This window comes from Deltaproteobacteria bacterium (assembly GCA_019310525.1).
Lineage (GTDB): Bacteria > Desulfobacterota > DSM-4660 > Desulfatiglandales > HGW-15 > JAFDEE01.
The window spans coordinates 19875-39119 of sequence record JAFDEE010000039.1 but is presented as its reverse complement, the minus strand read 5'-3'; the positions used below and the strand labels follow the sequence as shown (position 1 = coordinate 39119).

Here is a 19245-nt window from a genome sequence, read left to right as displayed (position 1 = left end):
GATCCGCCATGTGACTGAGATCATAGGCATCCAAAAGATCACCGCAGTCCCGGACATGCCCGAGTTCGTAAAGGGAGTGATCAACCTCAGGGGAAAAGTGATTCCTGTCCTGGATATGAGAAAACGTTTTGTCCTGGAAGAACGTGAGTACGATGAGCGAACCTGCATCGTGGTTGTGAATGTGAGCGGGGGGGCGGTAGGACTGGTAGTGGATTCGGTCAACGAGGTGGCTGATATTCCGCAGGAGCAGATCGAACCGGCCCCTGAAATAAATGAAGAGAATAAGAACTTGATGGTCCAGGGCCTAGGTAAAGTAGGCGAGGAAGTAAAAATTCTTCTCGATGTCGACAGGCTGATCCATGAGTCTGCCATGGCTGCGTAATAGGATTTGAGAGGGCACAGGACGATGGCTTTCACCTATTTCTTCAGAGATCTCCAGACTCTCGAGTGTATACGGGATTATGTGCTCCCTTTCCTCCGATCAAGGAGGTACATTCGGATTTGGGATGCGGGCTGCGCTATGGGCCCGGAACCCTATTCCCTGGCCATCATCTTTAGAGAGAATATGGGTGCGACGTTCAGGAACGTCACGATATTCGCGACAGACGTGGACGAGAGTGGTCGTTTTGGGGAGATTATCCGTCGTGGAGTTTACCCGCAGGAACAGGTCAAGCGGATCCCCCGGGAGGTATTCGAAAGATACTTCAGGGAGAATGGAAATCCGGGACACTTTGAAATAGCAGAAGAAATCAAAGAACGAGTCCGGTATCGGAGACACGACCTGCTGAGCCTTGAACCGATCCGGGAGGATTTGGACCTCATTCTTTGCAAAAATGTTCTCCTTCATTTTTCGGAAGAAGAGCGGATTTCGGTTATACGGATGTTTCACGAGGCCCTGGGGAAGGAGGGTTTTTTCGTGACCGAACAGACCCAGGAGATGCCCGCTGGGGCTGGCGGGTTGTTTCTGCAAGTGGTGCCGAACGCCCGGGTTTTCCGGAAAATCGGGTGAGATCGGCCTGAAAGGAATATGCAGGATAGAGATGATAAGGGCCGCAGGAAGAAGCAGTCGGCAGCGGACCCCATGACACAGGGAAACTGTGTTTGGGGGAGTGCATAAAACCGGTGATCAGGAAAAGAATCTAAAATAAGGGAGGAAATTAAAATGTCAGGAAAACAAACATCAACTTACAAGAGAGCCGGTTCGGCCCGGCTCGATGTGACGGAGCTGGCTGAGGGCGTGAAGCACCTCGTTGACTCGATCGTGGATGGAAGGCTTGATGCCAGAGCGGACGTAGAAAAGGTGGATCCCGCCTTTCGGCCAGTTTTAGAGGGAGTCAACCGTTTGATCGACGCCTTCATGGCGCCGTTTAACGTGACGGCGGAGTATGTGGAGAGGATCTCGAGGGGGGACATCCCTGAGAAGATCACGGACCAGTATAAGGGGGATTTCAACGAGGTCAGAAACAACCTCAACGGCCTGATCGATGCCTTGCAGGGCCTTATCGACGAGGCGGCGAGGATGGAGAAAGCGGCGGCCCGGGGTGAGTTGGATGTCAGGGCTGATGTATCTAAGTATAATGGGGCCTGGGCAACTATCGTGCAGGGTCTGAACGACACGGCGGAAGGAATCGCGGTTCCCATGAAGGACATTGGAGATGTTCTGGACCGGATGGCCGCGGGCGACCTGAAGGCCCGGGTTACCAACGATTACAAGGGAGATTATGAAGTGCTTAAAAAGGCCTGTAACGGTTTGGGCGATCAACTCCAAGGCGTCCAAGAAGTGCTGGAGGAGGTTAAGACGGCCTTTGTAAAGGGCGAGCTGGACGTACGCGGGGATGCCTCCCGCTTCAAGGGGGAGATCGCAGGAATGGTCACAGGTCTCAACGATGTGCTGGAGGCGGTAATCGGGCCTTTGAATGTCACTGCGGAGTATGTGGAGAGGATCTCGAGGGGGGACATCCCTGAGAAGATCACGGACGAGTATAAGGGGGATTTCAACGAGATAAAGAACAACCTCAATGGCTTGATCGACTCCCTCAACCTCATCGCCGAGATAGGTGAAAAGATGGCTGACGGGGATCTGAGAGTGGAGATCAAGCCGCGTTCTGAGCAGGATCTCCTGTTGAAGAGCCTGGCAAAGATGGTCGCCAATCTGAATGATTCTCTGGGACAAGTGAATATAGCCGTTGAGCAGATCGCAGCGGGTTCTCAGCAAGTCTCCGATTCGAGCCAGGCTCTCTCACAGGGCGCAACCGAACAGGCCAGTTCCCTGGAGGAAATCACCAGCTCCATGAGCCAGATTGCATCCCAGATCAAACAGAACGCGGAGAATGCATCTCAAGCGAACAAACTTGCCGCAGAGGCCCGAAACGGTGCCGAAAGGGGAAACGCTCAGATGAAGGAGATGGTCGAGGCCATGAACGAGATCAATGACTCGAGCCAGAACATTTCCAAGATCATCAAGGTGATCGATGAGATAGCTTTTCAGACAAACCTTCTGGCCTTGAATGCAGCCGTGGAGGCGGCACGTGCCGGTAAGCATGGAAAGGGTTTCGCCGTGGTGGCAGAGGAGGTCCGAAATCTGGCAGCCAGGAGTGCCAAGGCTGCCAAAGAGACGGCGGAGCTGATCGAAGGGTCGGTACAAAAGGTTGGAATGGGGACGGAGGCGGCCCAAAAAACGGCTGAAGCACTGGATGAGATCGTAACTGGAGTCACAAAGGTTACGGATCTGGTAGGGGAGATCGCTGCGGCTTCCAATGAACAGGCCCAAGGAGTCTCCCAGATCAATCAGGGCCTGGGACAGATCGACCAGGTGACCCAGCAGAATACCGCCACTGCCGAAGAAAGCGCCTCGGCGTCGGAAGAACTCTCTGGCCAGGCTGCACAGTTGCGGGAGATGGTGGGCAGGTTCAAGCTGGCGAATCGGAAAGCGAGGAGCGGCGTGCCCGCCATGGATCAGATCACCCCCGAGATGATCGAGATGCTCCACAAGTTAATGCAGCAACAGGGAATGAAATCTTCGGGCTTGTCAATACATGGGGCTTCGGCCGAAACCGAAGAGAAGGAAAAGGGTGGAAACGGCAAGACCCACTGGGGCGGTGTTGATCCGGCAAAGATTCCGGGGGTGGCAGGAGAAAGTATTGAACAAGTACAACCCGATCCCGTCATCGTACTGGATGACAAAGAATTCGGAAGATACTAGAGAGATGGGGACCACTTTGTGGATCCGGATTCCTGGGATTCGATCCCTGGTTCATCCAAGGTTCGTTCACAAGCATGGCGGCGATGGCAGGAACGCAATATCTTGATGCGAGTGCGGTTCAGAGTTTGGGGCCTCTCCAGGAGGGCAAGCACGGTTCCGGTGTAAGTATAACGGAGGAGGAATTCAGGCGGCTGCGAGACTTGGTCTATGAGAAGTTCGGCATCAACCTTACGGAAGAAAAAAAGGCCCTGGTGATCGGACGGCTCGGGAAATTGATCCGCACCAGAGGTTTTGGTTCCTTTGAGGCCTACATTGAACATCTCCAGGCGGACGGTTCAGGCCGGGAACTGGATGAATTGGCCAACCGTATATCCACCAATTACACTTTTTTCTACCGGGAAAGTGACCACTTCGAATTTTTCCGCGACAAAGTTCTCCCTGAGATGACTGAAAGGATCCGGAAAGAAGAGAAGAAGGATTTGCGGGTCTGGTGCGCAGGGTGTTCCACCGGGGAAGAACCTTACACCTTGACTATGATCATGATGGAATATTTCGGCTGGGAATATGTGCAATGGGAGGCAGGTCTTCTAGCCACCGACATCTCGGCACGGGCACTCCAAAAGGCTGTCTCGGGTATCTATCCGGAAGAGGCTCTGGAACGCCTTCCAGCCGGATGGAGATCGCGGTATTTCAAGAGGACCGCGTCAGGAGAACAGAAAGTAAAGGGGGAGATCAAGAAGGAAGTCACCTTCCGCCGTTTCAACCTGATGAATGAGAAGTTCCCATTCAGGAAGTCCTTCCATGTGATTTTTTGCAGGAATGTGATGATCTACTTCGATCAACCCACTCGTAACGCCCTCGTCAGGCGCTTTTACAGGAGCATGGTGCCCGGAGGATATCTCTTCATCGGACATTCGGAGACCCTGGGAAGGGACCAACTCGGGTTCGACTACGTGAGGCCGGCCATTTACCGCAGAAAGGAACATAGAGAGGAGGTCATGGAATGTCTCGGACGATTCGGGTAATCATCGTGGATGATTCCGCCCTCGTGCGTAACATTCTGGCCCAAGGACTGGGAATGGATCCGGCTATCGAAGTAGTTGCTACGGCCGGTGATCCTTACATCGCCAGGGACGAAATCATCAAGCACCGCCCGGATGTCCTTACCCTGGACGTAGAGATGCCTCGGATGGACGGGGTGGAGTTCCTGCGGCGCCTCATGCCACAATACCCCCTCCCTGTGGTGATGGTGAGCGCCCTTACCCAGAGGGGGAAGCAGATCACCATAGACGCCTTGGAGGCGGGGGCGGTGGATTTTGTGAGCAAGCCCAGCACTGACGTGGAACGAGGGTTGAACGATTTGCTCCTGGAGTTGCGCACCAAGGTCAAAATCGCCTCCACGGCCAATGTTTCCCCCTGGAAAAGCAAGAGGAACGGAACCCCAGCAAGGCTCTCTCCCAGTGCAGGGGCCCTGGCCGAATCCACCGATAAAGTCATCGCCATCGGGGCGTCAACCGGGGGGACCGAGGCTATCAAGGATGTAGTGGTCCCTCTGCCGGCCGCCGCGCCGGGGGTGGTGATAGTACAGCACATGCCCGCAGGGTTTACCAGAATGTATGCCGAGCGTCTCAATACCCTTTGCGCCATGGAGGTGAAGGAGGCGGAAAGCGGGGACAGGGTTATGCCGGGCAGGGTGCTGATCGCACCCGGAGATTACCATATGAAGGTTTTGCGCTCCGGCGGATACTATCACGTGGAGTGCCGGCAAGGGGAAAAGGTGAACGGCCACAGGCCGTCCGTGGACGTTTTAATGCACTCGGTTGCAAAAAACGTGGGGGCGAACGCGGTGGGGGTGGTGCTCACCGGCATGGGCGGCGACGGGGCGGGTGGTCTTTCGGCCATGCGGGAGGCGGGAGCCAGGACCCTGGCCCAGGACGAGGCCTCCTCCGTTGTTTTCGGTATGCCCAAGGTTGCTTACGAACAGGGTGGTGCGGAAAGACTTGTTCCGTTGAAGGATATGGCCAGGGAAGTGTTGAACCTGGTCCAGGAGCATTAGAGGTGGAAACCATCATGCTGGGGGTGGGGGACTTGGCGGCAACGAACAGTCCCGGTGACGTAATCAAGACCCTGGCTCTAGGCTCCTGCGTAGCCGTAATGATGTTGGATCCCGTGACGAGGAGCGTTGGAATGGTCCACGTCGCACTCCCCCACTCAGAAGTGAACGACCAAAAGGCCAGGGAAAAGCCCGGGTATTTTGCGGACACAGGGGTCCCGGCCCTGCTGGATGAAATGAGAAAAAGGGGTTACAGGGGAAACGGCAAGGGGATGATAGTAAAACTTGCGGGTGGGGCAAAGATCATGGATCCGGGGAACACCTTCAACATCGGCAAGCGAAACGTTCTTGCCATCAAAAAGGCCCTTTGGTCCCTTGGTATGGGCACCGTGGGCGAAGACGTGGGAGGTAGTATCAGCCGGAACGTAGCAGTCGATGTCAATACCGGCAGCATTGTCATTTCATCCACGGGGCGAAATGATTGGTATATCTGATCCACGGACGTTCGAATATTTTCATCCCGTACGGGGTACATCGCCGTGAAAGAGGAGATCCTTCAAAAAATCGACGAGATACCCCCCTTATCACAAAGCGCCACGCAGCTCCTCAATCTTATGGGGGACCCGGATCATGACGTAATGCAGGTCACCAAAATCGTAGAGTGCGATCCGGCCCTCACCGCTAGGGTCCTCAGGGTGGTCAATTCCGCGAGGTTCTCCCTGGTAAATCCTGCTCTCTCCATCGCCCGCGCCGTCTCCTTCCTGGGAGACAAGATTGTCCTGGGGATCGCTTTGGAGTCGTGCGCCACGGATGTTTTTAACCGTTCCCTGGAAGGCTATGAATGTGAAAGGGGAGCGCTTTGGGCTCACAGCCTGAGGGCGGCCATCGCCTCGAGGCTGGTCTCAAGGGATGCCCGGGGGAAGATCAGCCCCGACCTGGCTTTTACGGGCGGGATCCTTCACGATATCGGAAAAGCTGTGGTTTCCGGGTTTCTAAAGGATTCGGGCCCTGGGATCCTCGAAGAGATTGATGCGGGGGACACGGGGGACTACCCGGCAGCGGAGAGAGACAGGCTGGGATCGGATCACTCCGTGGCCGGTTACCGACTCGCCAAGTCCTGGGGTCTGCCCTATCCCTTGCCCGAGATCATCCGTCATCACCATCGTCCCTCCGGCGCGACAGAGGCAATCCGGCCTCTGGTGTACGCGGTTCACCTGGGGGACATCATGGCCATGCTGGGGGGTACGGGAACAGGGTGTGACGACCTCCAGTACCGCATGGACGGGGGATTCTCCGACCATTTTCGAATATCCCCCGATGGACTCGAAAGAATCATGCTCCGCGTGGAAGAGGAGTTCAGGCAGACAATGTTTTCTATCTTTGGGAGCGGGGAGGTTAAGTGATGAAAAAGGTCCTCATCGTAGATGACTCCAATACCGCGAGGATGGTGATCAAGCGATGTCTCCAGATCGCCGGTCTGCCGGACGCGGCCTTTTTCGAAGCAGGGAACGGGAGGGAGGCCCTCTCGCTTCTCAAGAAGGAACCAGTGGACCTCGTGGTTACGGATCTGAACATGCCTGTCATGGACGGAGAGACCTTCTTGCGGTGGTTAAAGGGGAGCCCTAAGACCCATGATATTCCGGTTATAATGGTTTCAAGTGCGGGAAATCCCGCCAAGGAAAAGGAAGTCCTCGCCCTTGGGGCACGGGCCGTGATCGGGAAGCCGGTATCCCCCGGGGAACTGAGCCGGTCGATCAGCGACTTGGTGGAGGGGATGGGGCAGTGGGGTGCAGGAACACCCGCTTCTCCAGAGGTATGGGAGGGATCCGAATGATCGACAGTATGAACAGATTGCGAGAGGTCATGGCTTCGGCGGTGGCGGAGACATTCGAAGAAATGTTTTTCCTGGAGGTGCTCCAGGTAGAGTTCCCCGAGGCACCAGGGCCGGAGCCGGAAGTTTTGAAGACCAGCCTGCTGATAAACGATCCTTTTCCCGGGGAAATGTGCCTCGAGGCCCCTAGGTCGTCGGTAGCCGACATGGCCAGGATGCTCTTCAATACGGATGAGGAAGAGATCCCCGAGCAGACCTTGCTCGATCTCCTGGCGGAACTCTTGAACACCATCGCCGGCAGGGTCATGAACCGGGTAATCCCTCCGGAGACTTCCTTCAGGCTCGGATTGCCGGAAACCCGTACAGAAGGCTTCCTCGGAACGGAAGACGAAATCCTGGAGTGCCGTTTCAAGGTGGATGACGCGATTTTCTCCCTGGCTGCCGGTGGTGAAGTCTTTCTCTCCTGCTTGAACCCGGAAGGTATGCCATCACGATAGTTTTGTGCCCCGGGAAGGGAAAGGATTGAAACAGTGGCCCCTTTCCCGTATGATGACTTCTTACGATATTTGACGCCCTAAGAGTGAAAAGAGACGGTCTTCAAAGGGTGGGGACGGTTTTTCCCCTTTTACCGTGCCGAGTCGCCCGGTCAGGGACCCCGGGACCGCCTGTCATCAAGCACTGGAGCCTTTTCAGAGCGCTCTATAGAAGATCCGGAGATGAGACTGAGACCGATAAAGATAATGCGGGTGATCGCGCGGCTGAATATCGGCGGGCCGGCCATCCATGTGCATTTGTTGACGGAGGGACTGGATGAATACGGATTCCGATCCAGGCTGGTCACGGGCCGCATTTCGCCCGATGAAGGAGACATGGGATATCTGTTCGAATCTGCATCGGTAAAGCCTATCGTCATCCCGGAACTTCAAAGGGAAATCCGCCCGCTCCTGGATTTGAAGGCCTTTTGGAAACTCCTCCGCATCCTTTGGCGGGAACGGCCGGATATCGTGCACACCCACACGGCCAAGGCAGGCACTCTGGGCCGGGCAGCGGCGATTCTTTGCAGTTTGTTGCGCTTTTCAAGAAAGATCAGAATTGTCCATACATTCCATGGGAATGTGTTCGAAGGCTATTTCAGACCACTGATGTCATCCCTTTTCATCCTGATTGAGCGGTTTCTCGCCTGGAAAACGGATTTCATCATCGCCATCAGTGAGACTCAAAAACAGGAATTGTGCAGGAAGTACCGAATCGCACCCCCGGAGAAGGTTCGGACCATTGGTCTGGGTTTTGATCTCGGCCCGTTCCTGGGAGTCTCCAAGTGGAAGGGGCGGTTCAGGAAAGACCTCGGGCTGGATGGAGAGCCCCTGTTGGTGGGTATCGTGGGCCGCTTGGTCCCGATCAAAAACCACAGGATGTTCATTGATGCCGCGGGGCTGTTTCTAGAACAGAATCCCGGCCTTTCTGTCGTGTTCGTGGTGGTGGGGGACGGTGAGCTGAGAAGAGAACTGGAGGCCTATTGCAGGGAAAAGGGCCTGGAAGGGCATGTGAGGTTTTGCGGATGGATCAAGGATCTGGGCCCCGTTTACGCTGACCTGGACGTTCTGGTTCTCACTTCCGATAACGAAGGAACGCCGGTTTCCATTATCGAGGCCATGGCCGCCTCCGTACCGGTCGCGGCGACGGATGCGGGGGGTGTAAGGGACCTGCTCCTTGGAAAGGAAAGGGGTGCCCCCCTCAAAGGGAATTTTCTGATCGGCGAGCGGGGAGTGCTTTGCCGCAAGAACGATGCGCGGGGCCTGACTGAAGGGTTGAAATATCTCCTAAACCTGAAAGATCCGGAAAAGGGGCGGCTCCTGGAATCCTCCCGCCGTTTTGCCGTGGATACCTATGGCCGGGAAAGGCTCCTGGGGGATATCGCCTCTCTATACCGAACCCTTGCATTCCAGGCCCCATTTCCCAAGGCAACGGAATTCCTGGAATGATCAGAACGCAAAGGAGCCCAGTCCATGCCCAAACACCACCACCGCTTCGTCGAGAAATACGATGGCCTTGTCGGGTTCGGCCTCAGCAGGGAGGTGAACGAGTACACCCTGACCTATTACCTGCAGAAATTTTCAGACGATGATCACATGTCCCTGATCCGAAGGCGGATGTCCGACGAGGACTTGGAGGGCCTCTTCAACCTCCTGGGACGGTTGCTCAAGACCTATCTTACCGAAAAGGAGTACCACCGCTATTTCCTGAAGGATGAGGACTAGGCCCCTGTTTTATCCAGGCTGTTCCCCGAAGATCCTGGAGGCGATCTCCCGGTAAGTCCGATAGACCTTTTCTCCGAAGCAGACGAAGACCACCTTTTCCAGGGTTTGGTCTTCTTGAAGGAATTTTCGGGTCTCCTCAAGGGCGATTTCCGTGGCCCTTTCCAGGGGGAACCCGTAGGCCCCCGTACTGATGGACGGAAAAGCGATGGATTTCACACCCAGGTCAACGGCGGCCTTTAGACTGCTGCGGTAGCAACCGGCCAGGAGGGCCTCTTCGTTTCTTTGCCCCCCGGTCCAGACGGGACCCACGGTATGAATGACCCACTTGGCAGGGAGCCGGTAGCCCTTGCTGACACGTGCCTCACCGGTCGGGCATCCACCGATCTTGCGGGTTTCCTCCAGGAGTTCCGGCCCAGCCGCCCTATGAATGGCCCCATCGACTCCGCCACCGCCCAGCAGGGAATTGTTCGCCGCGTTAACAATGGCGTCCACCTCCTGCCGGGTGATGTCTCCCTCGACGATCTGTATGCGTTTGTCCATGGTGCGTCCCTCCAGTTAGCTACCAATATAAGATTACTAAAACACCGCCCATAGCCATTAAAAAATCCGGAAAATGATTGGCGGAACCTCTCTGCGTAAAACTACCACTGACCCAATATGGGTTTTTTATTGGGAAAATGCCTCACCCGTCAATCATGCGACTGCCGCTTTTGGGCAGCCTCCACTAATGTTTCCAGCCGAACCAACCTCCTATCGTGGTCCCGCAATTCATCGGATATCTGGCTGAGCAATGACCCGACCCGGTCTACCTTACCCGTCAGAAGCAGGACCTCTCTCATCGCGGATATGGCCTCTTTAATCGCACTCATGCTTCACCCTCATTTCTGAAAGAATTTTCTTTGCATCCGCTATGCCTTTTTCCAGTGAGCTTTTTGCCTTTTTCGTGGCCGCCTTGAGCTCTTTGAGCAGTTGGGAAAGAATCTCCTGCTCATCGTCCTCTGATTCTCTCATGCAACGCCGACGCACAAACTCCGAAAGGCTGATTCCTTGTTTTTTTGCCTGGGTAACCAAGAATGCCTTAAACTCCGGCGTTCCAAGAATGGTAATCCGTTCTGTCTTTGTAGGCATTAGTTCCTCCTTAATGTGCTATTAACATTATCATACCAATTATAATAAATATCAGCTTCTTGCGACCCAGTCAAGGAGGGAGGTTCCGGCCTTGTGAGAAGGGCGAGTGGTCTTTCCCAAAAAATGTGTACACACCGAACAACGAATCTTTATTGACCAGATAGGGAGGGGTGTCGAATGGTTAAAAACGATAGGGGGTTTAAATTGAACCTGTGCGGCCGGCGACCGAGCCGGGCAACACAGCTGCAAAAGCTGAATGGGATCTGGGCATCGGCCATGGGTTATCAGCCGATGGAAACGGCGACATTGGCACTCCGCAACCTAACCTTGTGCAACCAGAGACGAAAAAAGGGTCAACCAAAAAGGTCGACCCTTGATTTTGCTGGTAGCGGGGGGCGGATTCGAACCACCGACCTTCGGGTTATGAGCCCGACGAGCTACCTGACTGCTCCACCCCGCGATAAGAAATCATTTTTATCAATATTGTCAGAACAAGTCAAATAAAAATGTCGAAAAAAAGCTTCCCTTTTGTTTCGCTCTAACATTCTGATTTTTAAGTCAAATTATCGTTTAATATGGAAGGGTTGTGCGGGATTAATGGGGGGATGGATCAGCAGGCAGGCAGTCTTATAATGAAGGTGGTTCCTTTTCCAGGTCGACTGACGGCCGATATGTCCCCTTCATGGGCTTCCACGATTTTATATGAGATTGGGAGACCCAGCCCTGAGCCTCTTTCCCGTGTGGTGTAAAAAGGCTCGAAGATGTGATGGAGGTCTTCTTCCGGGATTCCAACCCCCTCGTCGCTGATCCGGATCTCCACTCCCTCCGGGATACTCTCTGTTGAAACGGCGATCTTTCCACCCTCGTTCATGGCCTGGAAGCCGTTCGAGACAATGTTAATAAAGACCTGTTTCAGCTTATCAGGATCGCAGTGGATCTCCTGGATTTGGTCAGAGAGTTCCTCCCTGAAACCGTAACGATTGGGAGGATAGACCTCGGCCATGATCTTCATGACGTCTCGCAGGATATCGTTTACGTTCGCCATTTTTTTTGTAAGGCGATAGGTTTTTGTAAAATCGCCCAGCCCGGCCACAAGCCTCTCCAGCCTGCCCACCTCGTCCAGGATCATGTTCAGCTTGTGAAGATCCTTTTCGCCGGTCAGACTCTTTTTCAACTGGCTGGTGAATCCACCTATGATCATGAGGGGGTTTTTGATTTCGTGGGCCACATGGGCCACGGCCTGTCCCACGGCCGCCAACCGTTCGGATTGGAGGAGTTTCTTCTCGAGATGCCGTCTTTCCGAAACGTCCCTGATGATGGCGGTGAAAGTGGTTCTTCCGTCCAATTCTATATGGGAAAGACTGAGTTCGACAGGGAATTCCCATCCTTCCTTATGAAGGGCGGCAAGAGACAAAGTTTTCCCCATGATCTCAGATTCCCTGCGCTCCAGGAATCGCTTCACAAAGACATGGTGGTCTCCGTAACGCTCAGGAATGAGGATGCCTAGGTCCTTTCCAAGGATCTCCAGAGGAGAATAGCCGAAAATTCTTTGTGCGGCCTTGTTAAAAAGGATGATCCGATGGCTTTCGTCGATACTGAGGATGGCGTTGGTGGCTGTGTCCAGGATAGCCCGGAAACGCTTTTCCGAGGCCTGGAGCCTCCTCGCCAAGGCCTTGTAATCCGTCAACTCTCGGGCGATCTCTGCAAAGCAGGAAATGCGCCCGTTCTCCAGGACGATGGGAAACATGTCGATCAGGAACTTCTTTGCATTCTCCCCGTCAGGAGTATGTTCATGGGTCATCTTCACCCGTTTGGCGGTGTTCCTGGCCTCGTCCAGAGGACAGGTGGTGTTTTCCCAGGCACATGGGCCTCCCGAATGTTGCTTGATCTCATAACATTTCTTCCCTACGGCCCTGTCTTTTTCCAGCCCGTAGTTCTCCAGGAAGGTCTTGTTGGCATTCAGGATGGTATAGTCATCATCCAAAATCAAGATCTCATCACTGATACCGTCAAAGATCGATTCAAGAAAGAGGCGTGACCATTTCAGCGATTCGATTTCACGTGTCTTTTCCTCCAGATGCTGTTTCAATCGCTTTACTTCTTTCCGGAGATCATCGACTGATTGTTTTTCCATTCCCGTTCCCCCTGTCGGGCACAAAGAAAACATACTCCTGTGAAAGAATATCGAACATGCTTTCCGTCCCTTCCCTGATGACACGGTACAGGGCTTGCATCGAACCCGCCCGGCTAAGGGATTCCCTGTACTCCCGGTCGTTGAAGAGCCTGCCGTCCAGGGGCAGGAGAACCCGGTCCATGGTACCGAACCAGTTGACATTCAGGAGTCCTTTCATGGTCAGGATTTTCTCGTAGAGGTGCTCTATGAATTTCGTTCTCAACAATGGATTTACCCGGTTGATCATGCAGTCCACAAGTCCGGCCAGATAATAGACCTCCCGCATCTTTTCCTCGTTGTGTCGATAGGCGAAAGCGGCCTGGACGGTGTAAGCCGCGCTTCCCCTCACTTCCAGGTGTCTGGGCGTGGGCTCCGGGGAATCCGCCGGTCCCTTTTCTTTATAAAGGCCCTTGGGCACTTGAAGAAAATATTTCGAGATCCAGGGAGAGCATCTGAATTCCCAGGGCCTGGAGGTTATGAGTTTTCCGGGAGCATTCGTTCCCCGTACTCTGAGTTCAATGACTTTGGCCATGGAGTTCCCGCCTTCTTATCCGGTTTTCCCCAGGGCCGACACCCTGCCATCCATTCCCTTGCTGTCTGAGGGAAGCCCCCGTTTCGGTGATGCTTTCACGAAACTTCGTCACGGTCTGGGATGATGCCTTTCATGAATTCTTCTCAGGTGCTCTCGGGTTACATGGGTGTAGATCTGGGTTGTGGTGATGTCCGCATGCCCCAGCATAAGTTGAACGGCCCTCAGGTCCGCTCCTCCTTCCAGTAGATGACTCGCAAAGGAATGCCTCAACAGGTGGGGACGGATCTCCTTTCTGATGCCGGCCATTCGCCCGTACTTTTTGATGATTTTCCAGAGACCTTGACGCGACAGGGGTTTGCCTCGGGAGTTAAGAAAAAGTTTGCGGGACCTTTTCCCTTTCAAGAGTTTCCCCCGTCCGTCCTTGAGGTATTCCCGGAGGCTCTCAGCAGCCTTGGTTCCCATGGGAACCATTCGCTCTTTGGACCCTTTTCCCATGGTGCGCACGTAACCTGCTTCCAAGTTGGCCTGATGCACCTGGAGACCGACCAGTTCCGAAACCCGCAGGCCCGTCGCATAGAGCAGCTCCAGCATGGCCTTGTCCCGTAAACCGAGGGGGTCCCTGGGGTCCGGTTGGGAGAGCAATAGGTCCACCTCCTTCGGACTCAGGATGTCCGGAAGCCGCCGGGGCAGTTTCGGTGTATCCAGGAACCTGGCAGGGCTTTGATCAATAATCCCTTCCGTGACCAGGAATCGGAAAAACATCCGAACGGCGGAGAGGTTGCGTGCGGTGCTCCTGGGAGAAAGAGATCGTTTAATGGTTGCCACATAAGTCTCCAAATTTTCCCGGGTTACAGATGCGGGTGAAAGACGCTTTTTCTCCAGAAAGCTCAGGAGCCTCCCCAGGTCCCCGCTGTAAGCCCGAATGGTGTTTTCGGACAGACCCCGTTCCACCCTCAAGTGGCTGATGAAACTATCCAACAGGAGATCCTTTTCGAATCTTTTCATGGGATCTCCATCCTCTCGTATGAATCGATTTTCCGTGACAAAGGAAAGACCTTAGAAATCATAAAAATGGGGATCCCCGGTCAGGATACGGGGCCCGTTCTTTCGGAGGACGACCATTTCTTCCAGCCTCACACCCCCCTTGCCCGGAATATAGATTCCAGGCTCCACGGTGACTACCATGTTCTCCTTCAGTACAACGGGGTTTCTGGGGGAGAGTCTTGGACCTTCGTGGGTGGCAAGGCCCACTCCGTGTCCAAGAGCATGGCCGAAATATTCTCCGAATCCGGATTCCCGTATCAGGTTTCTGGCCGCCGCATCCACCTCCGCGGTATTAATCCCCGGCTTGATAACCTCCAGCGCGGCAAGCTGTGCCTCCCTCACGGTTCGATAAATTTTCCGAAAGCTGGGTCCAGGGGTATCCAGGAACACGGTCCGGGTCATGTCGCTCCGGTATCCTTTCAGATTGATCCCCACATCGAACACTATAGGTTCTTTTCTCCGGAGTCTACGTTTCGTGGGCACTGCATGGGGAAGGGCGCTGTTGGGTCCAGAGGCAACGATGCTCGGAAAGGCCATTCCATCCGCTCCGGCCTCTCGGGCAAGCTCCTCGATCCGCCATGCAACCTGTTTTTCAGTAAGTCCCGGTTCGAGTTCATCGATCACCTTTGCCAGGATACTGTCCATCAGGCGGGCCGAGGCGGCCAGGGCCTTGATTTCGGATTGGTCCTTGACCTCCCTCATGCCCTCCACCAATCCTTTCAGAGGAGTGAGCCGGACCTTGCCGGGGAGTTTCTTCAAACCTTTGTTGAGTTTTTGGTGGAGACCCCAAACCAAAAAATCCTCTTCGAATCCCAGAACCTTTATGCCCAAACCGTCAACCAAGGATGGAAATTCTTCAGCAAGATCCTTTTTCAGGGTGTAAATCTCGAAATCCCGGGCTTCTTTTGCGGCCTCGGCCGTGTAACGAGAATCGGTGATCAGCAGACAGGCCTTCCGGCTGATCAGGAGGGAACCAGAGGACTCATTGAGCTGAAAGTCCTCCGCCTTGAAACCGGAAAGATAGCGCCTGTTTTCAGGCCGGATAATCCAGGCCCCGTCCACTGCCATGTCATGGAGTTTCTTTTTCAACGTCTCGATACGCCTAAGATGGACGGTGTTCTTCATATTTGCTTCTCCATGTGAAGGCAGGGGGCACATCGTGTTCTTAAAATGTAGCAGAGTCCCGCCTTGAAGAAAAGGGGCGGGAGTGCTTCAGAGGAAAAAAGGCCTCTTTCGGGATCAGAAATCGAACGTGAGGGCGATACCTAAGTTTTTGTCACCCGAGGTGAAAAGGGAAAGATCAAAACGGTCTTTCAGCCGGTTGCGGAACTTGTCCCGAACAGCGCGATTGTGCTTGTGGGCGCAATTGACGGCACTGTAAATGTTTCCGGAGTACCACCCGGCTTCTAGAAAGGACAGGATTCCTCCAAGGATTTCCTGATCCTTTTCAAAGGCCTGGTAAGCCGCCCACACGAAGAGACCGTTCAGGAGGAAGGCGACGGTCCCATCCTTATATCTCCCGCAGTAAGCATGTCCGAGGCCTGGAAGCAAACCTGCCATTAGCCCTGCAGCGACCGGATTTTTTACCGGCAGTTCTTCTCCTTGGATGCTCTTCGATGCGAGTTCCCGGGCGCTTGGGTACAGGGGACTTTCCGGTTCCACCCGATCGAAGAGGGAAGAAGCTTCATCCCAACGGTTCTCCTTCATCCTGCTCCATCCTAGACGGTAGAGGGCCCTGTTTCTTAGATCCGGATCTTTGAATCTTTCGGTTACCATCCTGAAATAGCGCTCCGCCTCCTCAAAGGCTCCCTGGGCATAATAGGATTCCCCGATCAGGAGTAGGGCCTTCCCTCCGATCGAATGGTCAGGATAATCCCTGTAAAGTCCAAAGGCCGTTTCCCTCGCCGATTCATAGTCCCCTCCCCTGAAATGACAGACACCGATCAGGTAACGTGCCTCCGGGACCTTCTCGTCTCCAGGGAAAAAATAGAGGAGCCTCTCGAACTCCAGGATCGCCCGGACATAATCCTTCTTCTCCATGAGATGGCGGGCAAAGGCGAACTGATCCTTGCTGTCAATGGTGATCTGGGAGGAAAGAAGAAAGGAAGGGAAAAGAAGATTCAGAAATGTGGCCGCCACCAAAAGGTATAAGTAGAGGCGGCTACTTGGAATCTTTCTTTTTCCGATCGTACCACCAGAAATCATTGTTTTCCACTGGGTCATAGATTTTCCATTTTCCATCAGAAAGGATCGCGGGTGAGGTGGCGTATTCCTCCTGTCCCTCGTGGATAAGACGGTCGACAGTCATGATCCATCCAATGAAGAATCCATGTTTTTTAAAGGCCTTCCGGCTGTACGCAGAGCAAGAAGGATAGCTGGGGCATCGATCTCCGTCAACAGCCGAGATATGTTTCCAGATGAAGGAGACGAGCCAGACTCCGGGGTTAAGCGTCCCTGTCAAGTTGCTTTCATGGGACCCTGCTGACCGGTTTTCCCCGCCCCATGCTGCTGTATGGATGAGGGTCAGGAGGGAAAAAAGGATGCAAAATGCCGCAAGTCTGAAGATTCTCATGAAATCATGACCTTGTAAGGGAAGATGGAGCACTTTTTGTTTTTCCCTGAGGCTCCATCTGAAAAACAGGGAGATCCGCGGAAATCCCGTTTATTTTAAAAACCTTACCGGAGCCCACCGAATAAGTCAAGATTGTCGGCCCATGAAGTTGACAACCGCCGGAGTGTCCTGTTACTAATCTTGGAAATCAAGGTATCGCTTTGTTCCGGTAACGGTTCCTCATCGTCCAGCTTCATTCGTTTTCCGGTTTCCTTGGACCGTGTGCCGCCCGGGAAGGGTTTCACTTCAATTTTCATCCAGGAACTTTCCCAAGGATTTCATTCGCTTTCGTGATACAAGGGCGGGTTGCGGGCGTAGCCGTCCGGGGGGTGCGTCCCCTGACGGGTCCGCATTAAAGGATGGTATGGGCCTTGAGAATTTCTCCCAGAAAATAAAACACAATGTCTATAAGCCATGTATGAGGGCAGAATCATAGAATACATAGATCAGGGAAATTTCATCTGCGCCCTGTGTCTTCAGGACAAGGGAAACAGACTTCACCTTTTGACCCCCACCAATCGAGAGGTCAATCTCCCTCCCAAGCGGGCCATGCTGGTCTCCAGTGAAATCCTGGGAGTGGATCATTCGCGGGAAGGACTCCTGGGAAAATTGAAACAGGCGGAGGAAGCCCGTATAAGGCTCAAGGAAAAGATCGACGTACCTGCGCTCTGGGAACTCCTCAAGGAGGAGACCGGATCCTTCGAGGGCCGGTACCTGGCCGAACTCTGCTTTGGGGAAGCGGTCGGCGATCAACATGTTTCCGCCCTGGTCCGGGCCCTTTTCGAAGATAAGCTCTATTTCAAGATGAAAGACGGGCGCTTTTTCCCGAACTCCGAGGAGCGGATAGAGCAGATGCTGAAACAAAGGGAAGAGGAAGCCGCCAGGGAGGAACTCCTCGGTCGGGGAGGCAAGTGGCTCCAGGACGTGCTTGATGGCAAGGATGTCCAGGAGCCGGCCTGCAGGGACGAGGTCGTAAGGCTTTTGGTGGAGCTTGCGGTCTTTGGGAAGGAATCCCCCGATTTCAAACAGGGGAAAGAACTTCTCAAGAGGGCCGGGGTTACGGATACCGGGGAGGCGCGGAAGATCCTTTGCAAAATCGGAGTCTGGGAGGAAGACGAAAATTTGGATTTTATCCGGTATGATATCCGGAGATCCTTCGGTCCGGAGGTGCTCAGGGCCTCCCGGCTATTGGCGGAGACGGACCCTGGTGCGGCGGAAGGAGGGGAAGACCTCCGGGACCTTTCCGTTTTCACCATAGATGGGCCGATGACAGAGGATTTTGATGACGCCCTGAGCGTGGAGATTCATGATGGCGAGATTACCCTCGGGATTCATATCACGGACGTGGCCGGTACGGTTCCGGAAGGCGGTGTTCTCGACAAGGAGGCCTTTCACCGGGCTTCTTCCCTGTATTTGCCGCGTACCCAGATCCCCATGTTACCCCCCGAGCTTTCCCAGGGCATCCTCAGCCTGACCAAAGGCTCGGATAGGGCGGCCCTTTCCCTTCTTTGCAGATTTGACGGAGAGGGGAACCTTTTAGATTACCGGTTCATTAGGAGCATAATCAGGGTCAACAAGCGCCTGGATTATGATAAGGTGGATGCGACTTTCTTAGAGGATAAGGCCCTTTCAGCACTCCACCGCCTCACGCAGATTCTTCAACACAGGCGGATTGAGCAGGGGGCCCTGGTCCTCTCCTTGCCCGAAATTTCCATCCGCGTTGATCCGGGAGGAGAGATTGTCCTCCAGACACTGGATCAAAATACGCCTGCCCGAACCATGGTCGCCGAGTGCATGATTCTCTATAATTGGCTCGTCGCCCGCTATTGCAGGGATCACGGGATTCCCATCCTGTACAGGACTCAAGAAGAACCAGGGGAACGCTTGCCGGTGAACGAGGATAATTATGTTTTTTACGTATTCAAGCAGCGCCGCAAACTGAGCCCCCTCAAGGTGGAAACAGAGGCCAAGTCCCACGCCGGTCTCGGCCTGGATGCCTATACCAATGCCAGTTCCCCCATCCGGAGATATGCTGATCTGGTGGTTCAGCGCCAGTTGAGAAATGTCCTGCTCGGCAAGAAGCCTGTTTACTCGGCCGAGGACCTGGAAAAAATCCAGATGCTTCTCTCGGTCGCGCTGAGGGACCTCGGAACGGTGAAAAGAAATCGGTCTCGATACTGGTTGTTGAAATTCCTTCTACAACACACGGGCGAGACCTTTCCTGCCCTCGTCCTGGATGAGATGAGAAATAGATACCGCGTGGTCCTGCTGGATTTCCTTCTTGTGGCTGAAATGAAGCGCCAGGAGGGACAAATGTTACAGGAGGGGCAACATATCACGGTCAGGATCCAGAAGTCCGACCCCTGGAATGATGTGTTGAAAATCGAATACGCGGGGCCTTAAGGAATAAGGG

21 protein-coding genes and 1 tRNA gene are annotated in these 19245 nt (G+C 54.1%); 12 read left to right on the top strand and 10 right to left on the bottom strand.

What is annotated here, in order from left to right; all coding sequences use genetic code 11:
* From JRF57_09245 to JRF57_09195, 11 genes are all read left to right on the top strand, one after another.
* Window positions 1-382 (top strand): purine-binding chemotaxis protein CheW (locus JRF57_09245; protein MBW2303883.1); only part of this gene is annotated, 382 nt, incomplete at its 5' end.
* Window positions 383-406: 24 nt separating this feature from the next.
* On the top strand, window positions 407-1009 hold the full coding sequence (locus JRF57_09240) for a chemotaxis protein CheR (protein ID MBW2303882.1): 603 nt from the start codon (window positions 407-409) through the stop codon (window positions 1007-1009).
* A 348-nt stretch (window positions 1010-1357) separates the two neighbouring features.
* On the top strand, window positions 1358-3202 hold the full coding sequence (locus tag JRF57_09235) for a methyl-accepting chemotaxis protein (GenBank protein MBW2303881.1): 1845 nt from the start codon (window positions 1358-1360) through the stop codon (window positions 3200-3202).
* An 83-nt stretch (window positions 3203-3285) separates the two neighbouring features.
* Window positions 3286-4227 (top strand): protein-glutamate O-methyltransferase CheR, encoded by a 942-nt coding sequence (locus JRF57_09230; protein ID MBW2303880.1) that lies wholly within the window; start codon window positions 3286-3288, stop codon window positions 4225-4227.
* Complete coding sequence (locus JRF57_09225) at window positions 4206-5258, top strand: chemotaxis response regulator protein-glutamate methylesterase (GenBank protein ID MBW2303879.1); 1053 nt, start codon at window positions 4206-4208, stop codon at window positions 5256-5258. The genes JRF57_09230 and JRF57_09225 overlap by 22 nt, the downstream gene beginning before the upstream one ends.
* A gap of 2 nt (window positions 5259-5260) precedes the next feature.
* Window positions 5261-5749 carry a chemotaxis protein CheD gene (locus tag JRF57_09220; GenBank protein MBW2303878.1) on the top strand — a complete coding sequence of 163 codons (489 nt, stop codon included), beginning with the start codon at window positions 5261-5263 and terminating at the stop codon, window positions 5747-5749.
* A 45-nt stretch (window positions 5750-5794) separates the two neighbouring features.
* On the top strand, window positions 5795-6658 hold the full coding sequence (locus JRF57_09215) for an HDOD domain-containing protein (protein MBW2303877.1): 864 nt from the start codon (window positions 5795-5797) through the stop codon (window positions 6656-6658).
* Entirely contained in the window at window positions 6658-7089 is a 432-nt protein-coding gene (locus tag JRF57_09210) for a response regulator (protein ID MBW2303876.1), read from the top strand. Before JRF57_09215 ends, JRF57_09210 begins: the two co-directional genes overlap by 1 nt.
* Entirely contained in the window at window positions 7086-7583 is a 498-nt protein-coding gene (locus JRF57_09205; protein ID MBW2303875.1) for a chemotaxis protein CheX, read from the top strand. The genes JRF57_09210 and JRF57_09205 overlap by 4 nt, the downstream gene beginning before the upstream one ends.
* Window positions 7584-7802: 219 nt before the next feature.
* A complete protein-coding gene (locus JRF57_09200) occupies window positions 7803-9068 on the top strand; it encodes a glycosyltransferase (protein MBW2303874.1) in 1266 nt (421 codons plus the stop codon).
* A 24-nt stretch (window positions 9069-9092) separates the two neighbouring features.
* On the top strand, window positions 9093-9344 hold the full coding sequence (locus JRF57_09195) for a cytoplasmic protein (protein MBW2303873.1): 252 nt from the start codon (window positions 9093-9095) through the stop codon (window positions 9342-9344).
* A gap of 9 nt (window positions 9345-9353) precedes the next feature.
* Here JRF57_09195 and JRF57_09190 read toward each other — a convergent pair whose 3' ends face one another.
* From JRF57_09190 to yidD, 10 genes are all read right to left on the bottom strand, one after another.
* Window positions 9354-9884, bottom strand: a complete 531-nt coding sequence (locus JRF57_09190) for an O-acetyl-ADP-ribose deacetylase (GenBank protein ID MBW2303872.1) — start codon at window positions 9882-9884, stop codon at window positions 9354-9356.
* Window positions 9885-10033: 149 nt separating this feature from the next.
* The gene (locus tag JRF57_09185; protein MBW2303871.1) at window positions 10034-10213 is read right to left on the bottom strand and encodes a hypothetical protein; all 180 of its coding nucleotides are present in this window, start codon (window positions 10211-10213) and stop codon (window positions 10034-10036) included.
* The gene (locus JRF57_09180; GenBank protein ID MBW2303870.1) at window positions 10200-10472 is read right to left on the bottom strand and encodes a hypothetical protein; all 273 of its coding nucleotides are present in this window, start codon (window positions 10470-10472) and stop codon (window positions 10200-10202) included. The genes JRF57_09185 and JRF57_09180 overlap by 14 nt, the downstream gene beginning before the upstream one ends.
* A gap of 383 nt (window positions 10473-10855) precedes the next feature.
* Window positions 10856-10932, bottom strand: a tRNA-Met gene (locus tag JRF57_09175).
* A 150-nt stretch (window positions 10933-11082) separates the two neighbouring features.
* Window positions 11083-12606 (bottom strand): PAS domain S-box protein, encoded by a 1524-nt coding sequence (locus JRF57_09170; protein MBW2303869.1) that lies wholly within the window; start codon window positions 12604-12606, stop codon window positions 11083-11085.
* Window positions 12584-13177 carry a hypothetical protein gene (locus JRF57_09165; protein ID MBW2303868.1) on the bottom strand — a complete coding sequence of 198 codons (594 nt, stop codon included), beginning with the start codon at window positions 13175-13177 and terminating at the stop codon, window positions 12584-12586. The genes JRF57_09170 and JRF57_09165 overlap by 23 nt, the downstream gene beginning before the upstream one ends.
* 108 nt (window positions 13178-13285) lie before the next feature.
* Complete coding sequence (gene xerD, locus JRF57_09160; GenBank protein MBW2303867.1) at window positions 13286-14182, bottom strand: site-specific tyrosine recombinase XerD; 897 nt, start codon at window positions 14180-14182, stop codon at window positions 13286-13288.
* Window positions 14183-14233: 51 nt separating this feature from the next.
* Window positions 14234-15346: an aminopeptidase P family protein gene (locus JRF57_09155; protein ID MBW2303866.1), complete on the bottom strand. Its 1113-nt coding sequence runs from the start codon at window positions 15344-15346 to the stop codon at window positions 14234-14236.
* A 114-nt stretch (window positions 15347-15460) separates the two neighbouring features.
* Window positions 15461-16426 carry a tetratricopeptide repeat protein gene (locus JRF57_09150; GenBank protein MBW2303865.1) on the bottom strand — a complete coding sequence of 322 codons (966 nt, stop codon included), beginning with the start codon at window positions 16424-16426 and terminating at the stop codon, window positions 15461-15463.
* Window positions 16383-16793: a membrane protein insertion efficiency factor YidD gene (gene yidD / locus JRF57_09145; protein ID MBW2303864.1), complete on the bottom strand. Its 411-nt coding sequence runs from the start codon at window positions 16791-16793 to the stop codon at window positions 16383-16385. The genes JRF57_09150 and yidD overlap by 44 nt, the downstream gene beginning before the upstream one ends.
* 453 nt (window positions 16794-17246) lie before the next feature.
* On the opposite strand from yidD, the gene JRF57_09140 reads away from it, so the two are divergent.
* Window positions 17247-19235 (top strand): RNB domain-containing ribonuclease, encoded by a 1989-nt coding sequence (locus JRF57_09140; GenBank protein MBW2303863.1) that lies wholly within the window; start codon window positions 17247-17249, stop codon window positions 19233-19235.
* The last annotated feature ends 10 nt before the right edge of the window (window positions 19236-19245 follow it).

Excerpts from the sequence above, each read along its gene's own strand:
- JRF57_09180 (MBW2303870.1), bottom strand. The coding sequence starts at position 10,472 with ATGCCTACAAAGACAGAACGGATTACCATTCTTGGAACGCCGGAGTTT.
- JRF57_09225 (MBW2303879.1), top strand. The coding sequence starts at position 4,206 with ATGTCTCGGACGATTCGGGTAATCATCGTGGATGATTCCGCCCTCGTG.
- JRF57_09165 (MBW2303868.1), bottom strand. The coding sequence starts at position 13,177 with ATGGCCAAAGTCATTGAACTCAGAGTACGGGGAACGAATGCTCCCGGA.
- JRF57_09210 (MBW2303876.1), top strand. The coding sequence starts at position 6,658 with ATGAAAAAGGTCCTCATCGTAGATGACTCCAATACCGCGAGGATGGTG.
- JRF57_09200 (MBW2303874.1), top strand. The coding sequence starts at position 7,803 with ATGAGACTGAGACCGATAAAGATAATGCGGGTGATCGCGCGGCTGAAT.
- yidD (MBW2303864.1), bottom strand. The coding sequence starts at position 16,793 with ATGAGAATCTTCAGACTTGCGGCATTTTGCATCCTTTTTTCCCTCCTG.
- JRF57_09230 (MBW2303880.1), top strand. The coding sequence starts at position 3,286 with ATGGCAGGAACGCAATATCTTGATGCGAGTGCGGTTCAGAGTTTGGGG.
- xerD (MBW2303867.1), bottom strand. The coding sequence starts at position 14,182 with ATGAAAAGATTCGAAAAGGATCTCCTGTTGGATAGTTTCATCAGCCAC.
- JRF57_09190 (MBW2303872.1), bottom strand. The coding sequence starts at position 9,884 with ATGGACAAACGCATACAGATCGTCGAGGGAGACATCACCCGGCAGGAG.
- JRF57_09235 (MBW2303881.1), top strand. The coding sequence starts at position 1,358 with ATGGCGCCGTTTAACGTGACGGCGGAGTATGTGGAGAGGATCTCGAGG.
- JRF57_09140 (MBW2303863.1), top strand. The coding sequence starts at position 17,247 with ATGTATGAGGGCAGAATCATAGAATACATAGATCAGGGAAATTTCATC.
- JRF57_09240 (MBW2303882.1), top strand. The coding sequence starts at position 407 with ATGGCTTTCACCTATTTCTTCAGAGATCTCCAGACTCTCGAGTGTATA.
- JRF57_09205 (MBW2303875.1), top strand. The coding sequence starts at position 7,086 with ATGATCGACAGTATGAACAGATTGCGAGAGGTCATGGCTTCGGCGGTG.
- JRF57_09170 (MBW2303869.1), bottom strand. The coding sequence starts at position 12,606 with ATGGAAAAACAATCAGTCGATGATCTCCGGAAAGAAGTAAAGCGATTG.
- JRF57_09185 (MBW2303871.1), bottom strand. The coding sequence starts at position 10,213 with ATGAGTGCGATTAAAGAGGCCATATCCGCGATGAGAGAGGTCCTGCTT.
- JRF57_09195 (MBW2303873.1), top strand. The coding sequence starts at position 9,093 with ATGCCCAAACACCACCACCGCTTCGTCGAGAAATACGATGGCCTTGTC.
- JRF57_09150 (MBW2303865.1), bottom strand. The coding sequence starts at position 16,426 with ATGATTTCTGGTGGTACGATCGGAAAAAGAAAGATTCCAAGTAGCCGC.
- JRF57_09155 (MBW2303866.1), bottom strand. The coding sequence starts at position 15,346 with ATGAAGAACACCGTCCATCTTAGGCGTATCGAGACGTTGAAAAAGAAA.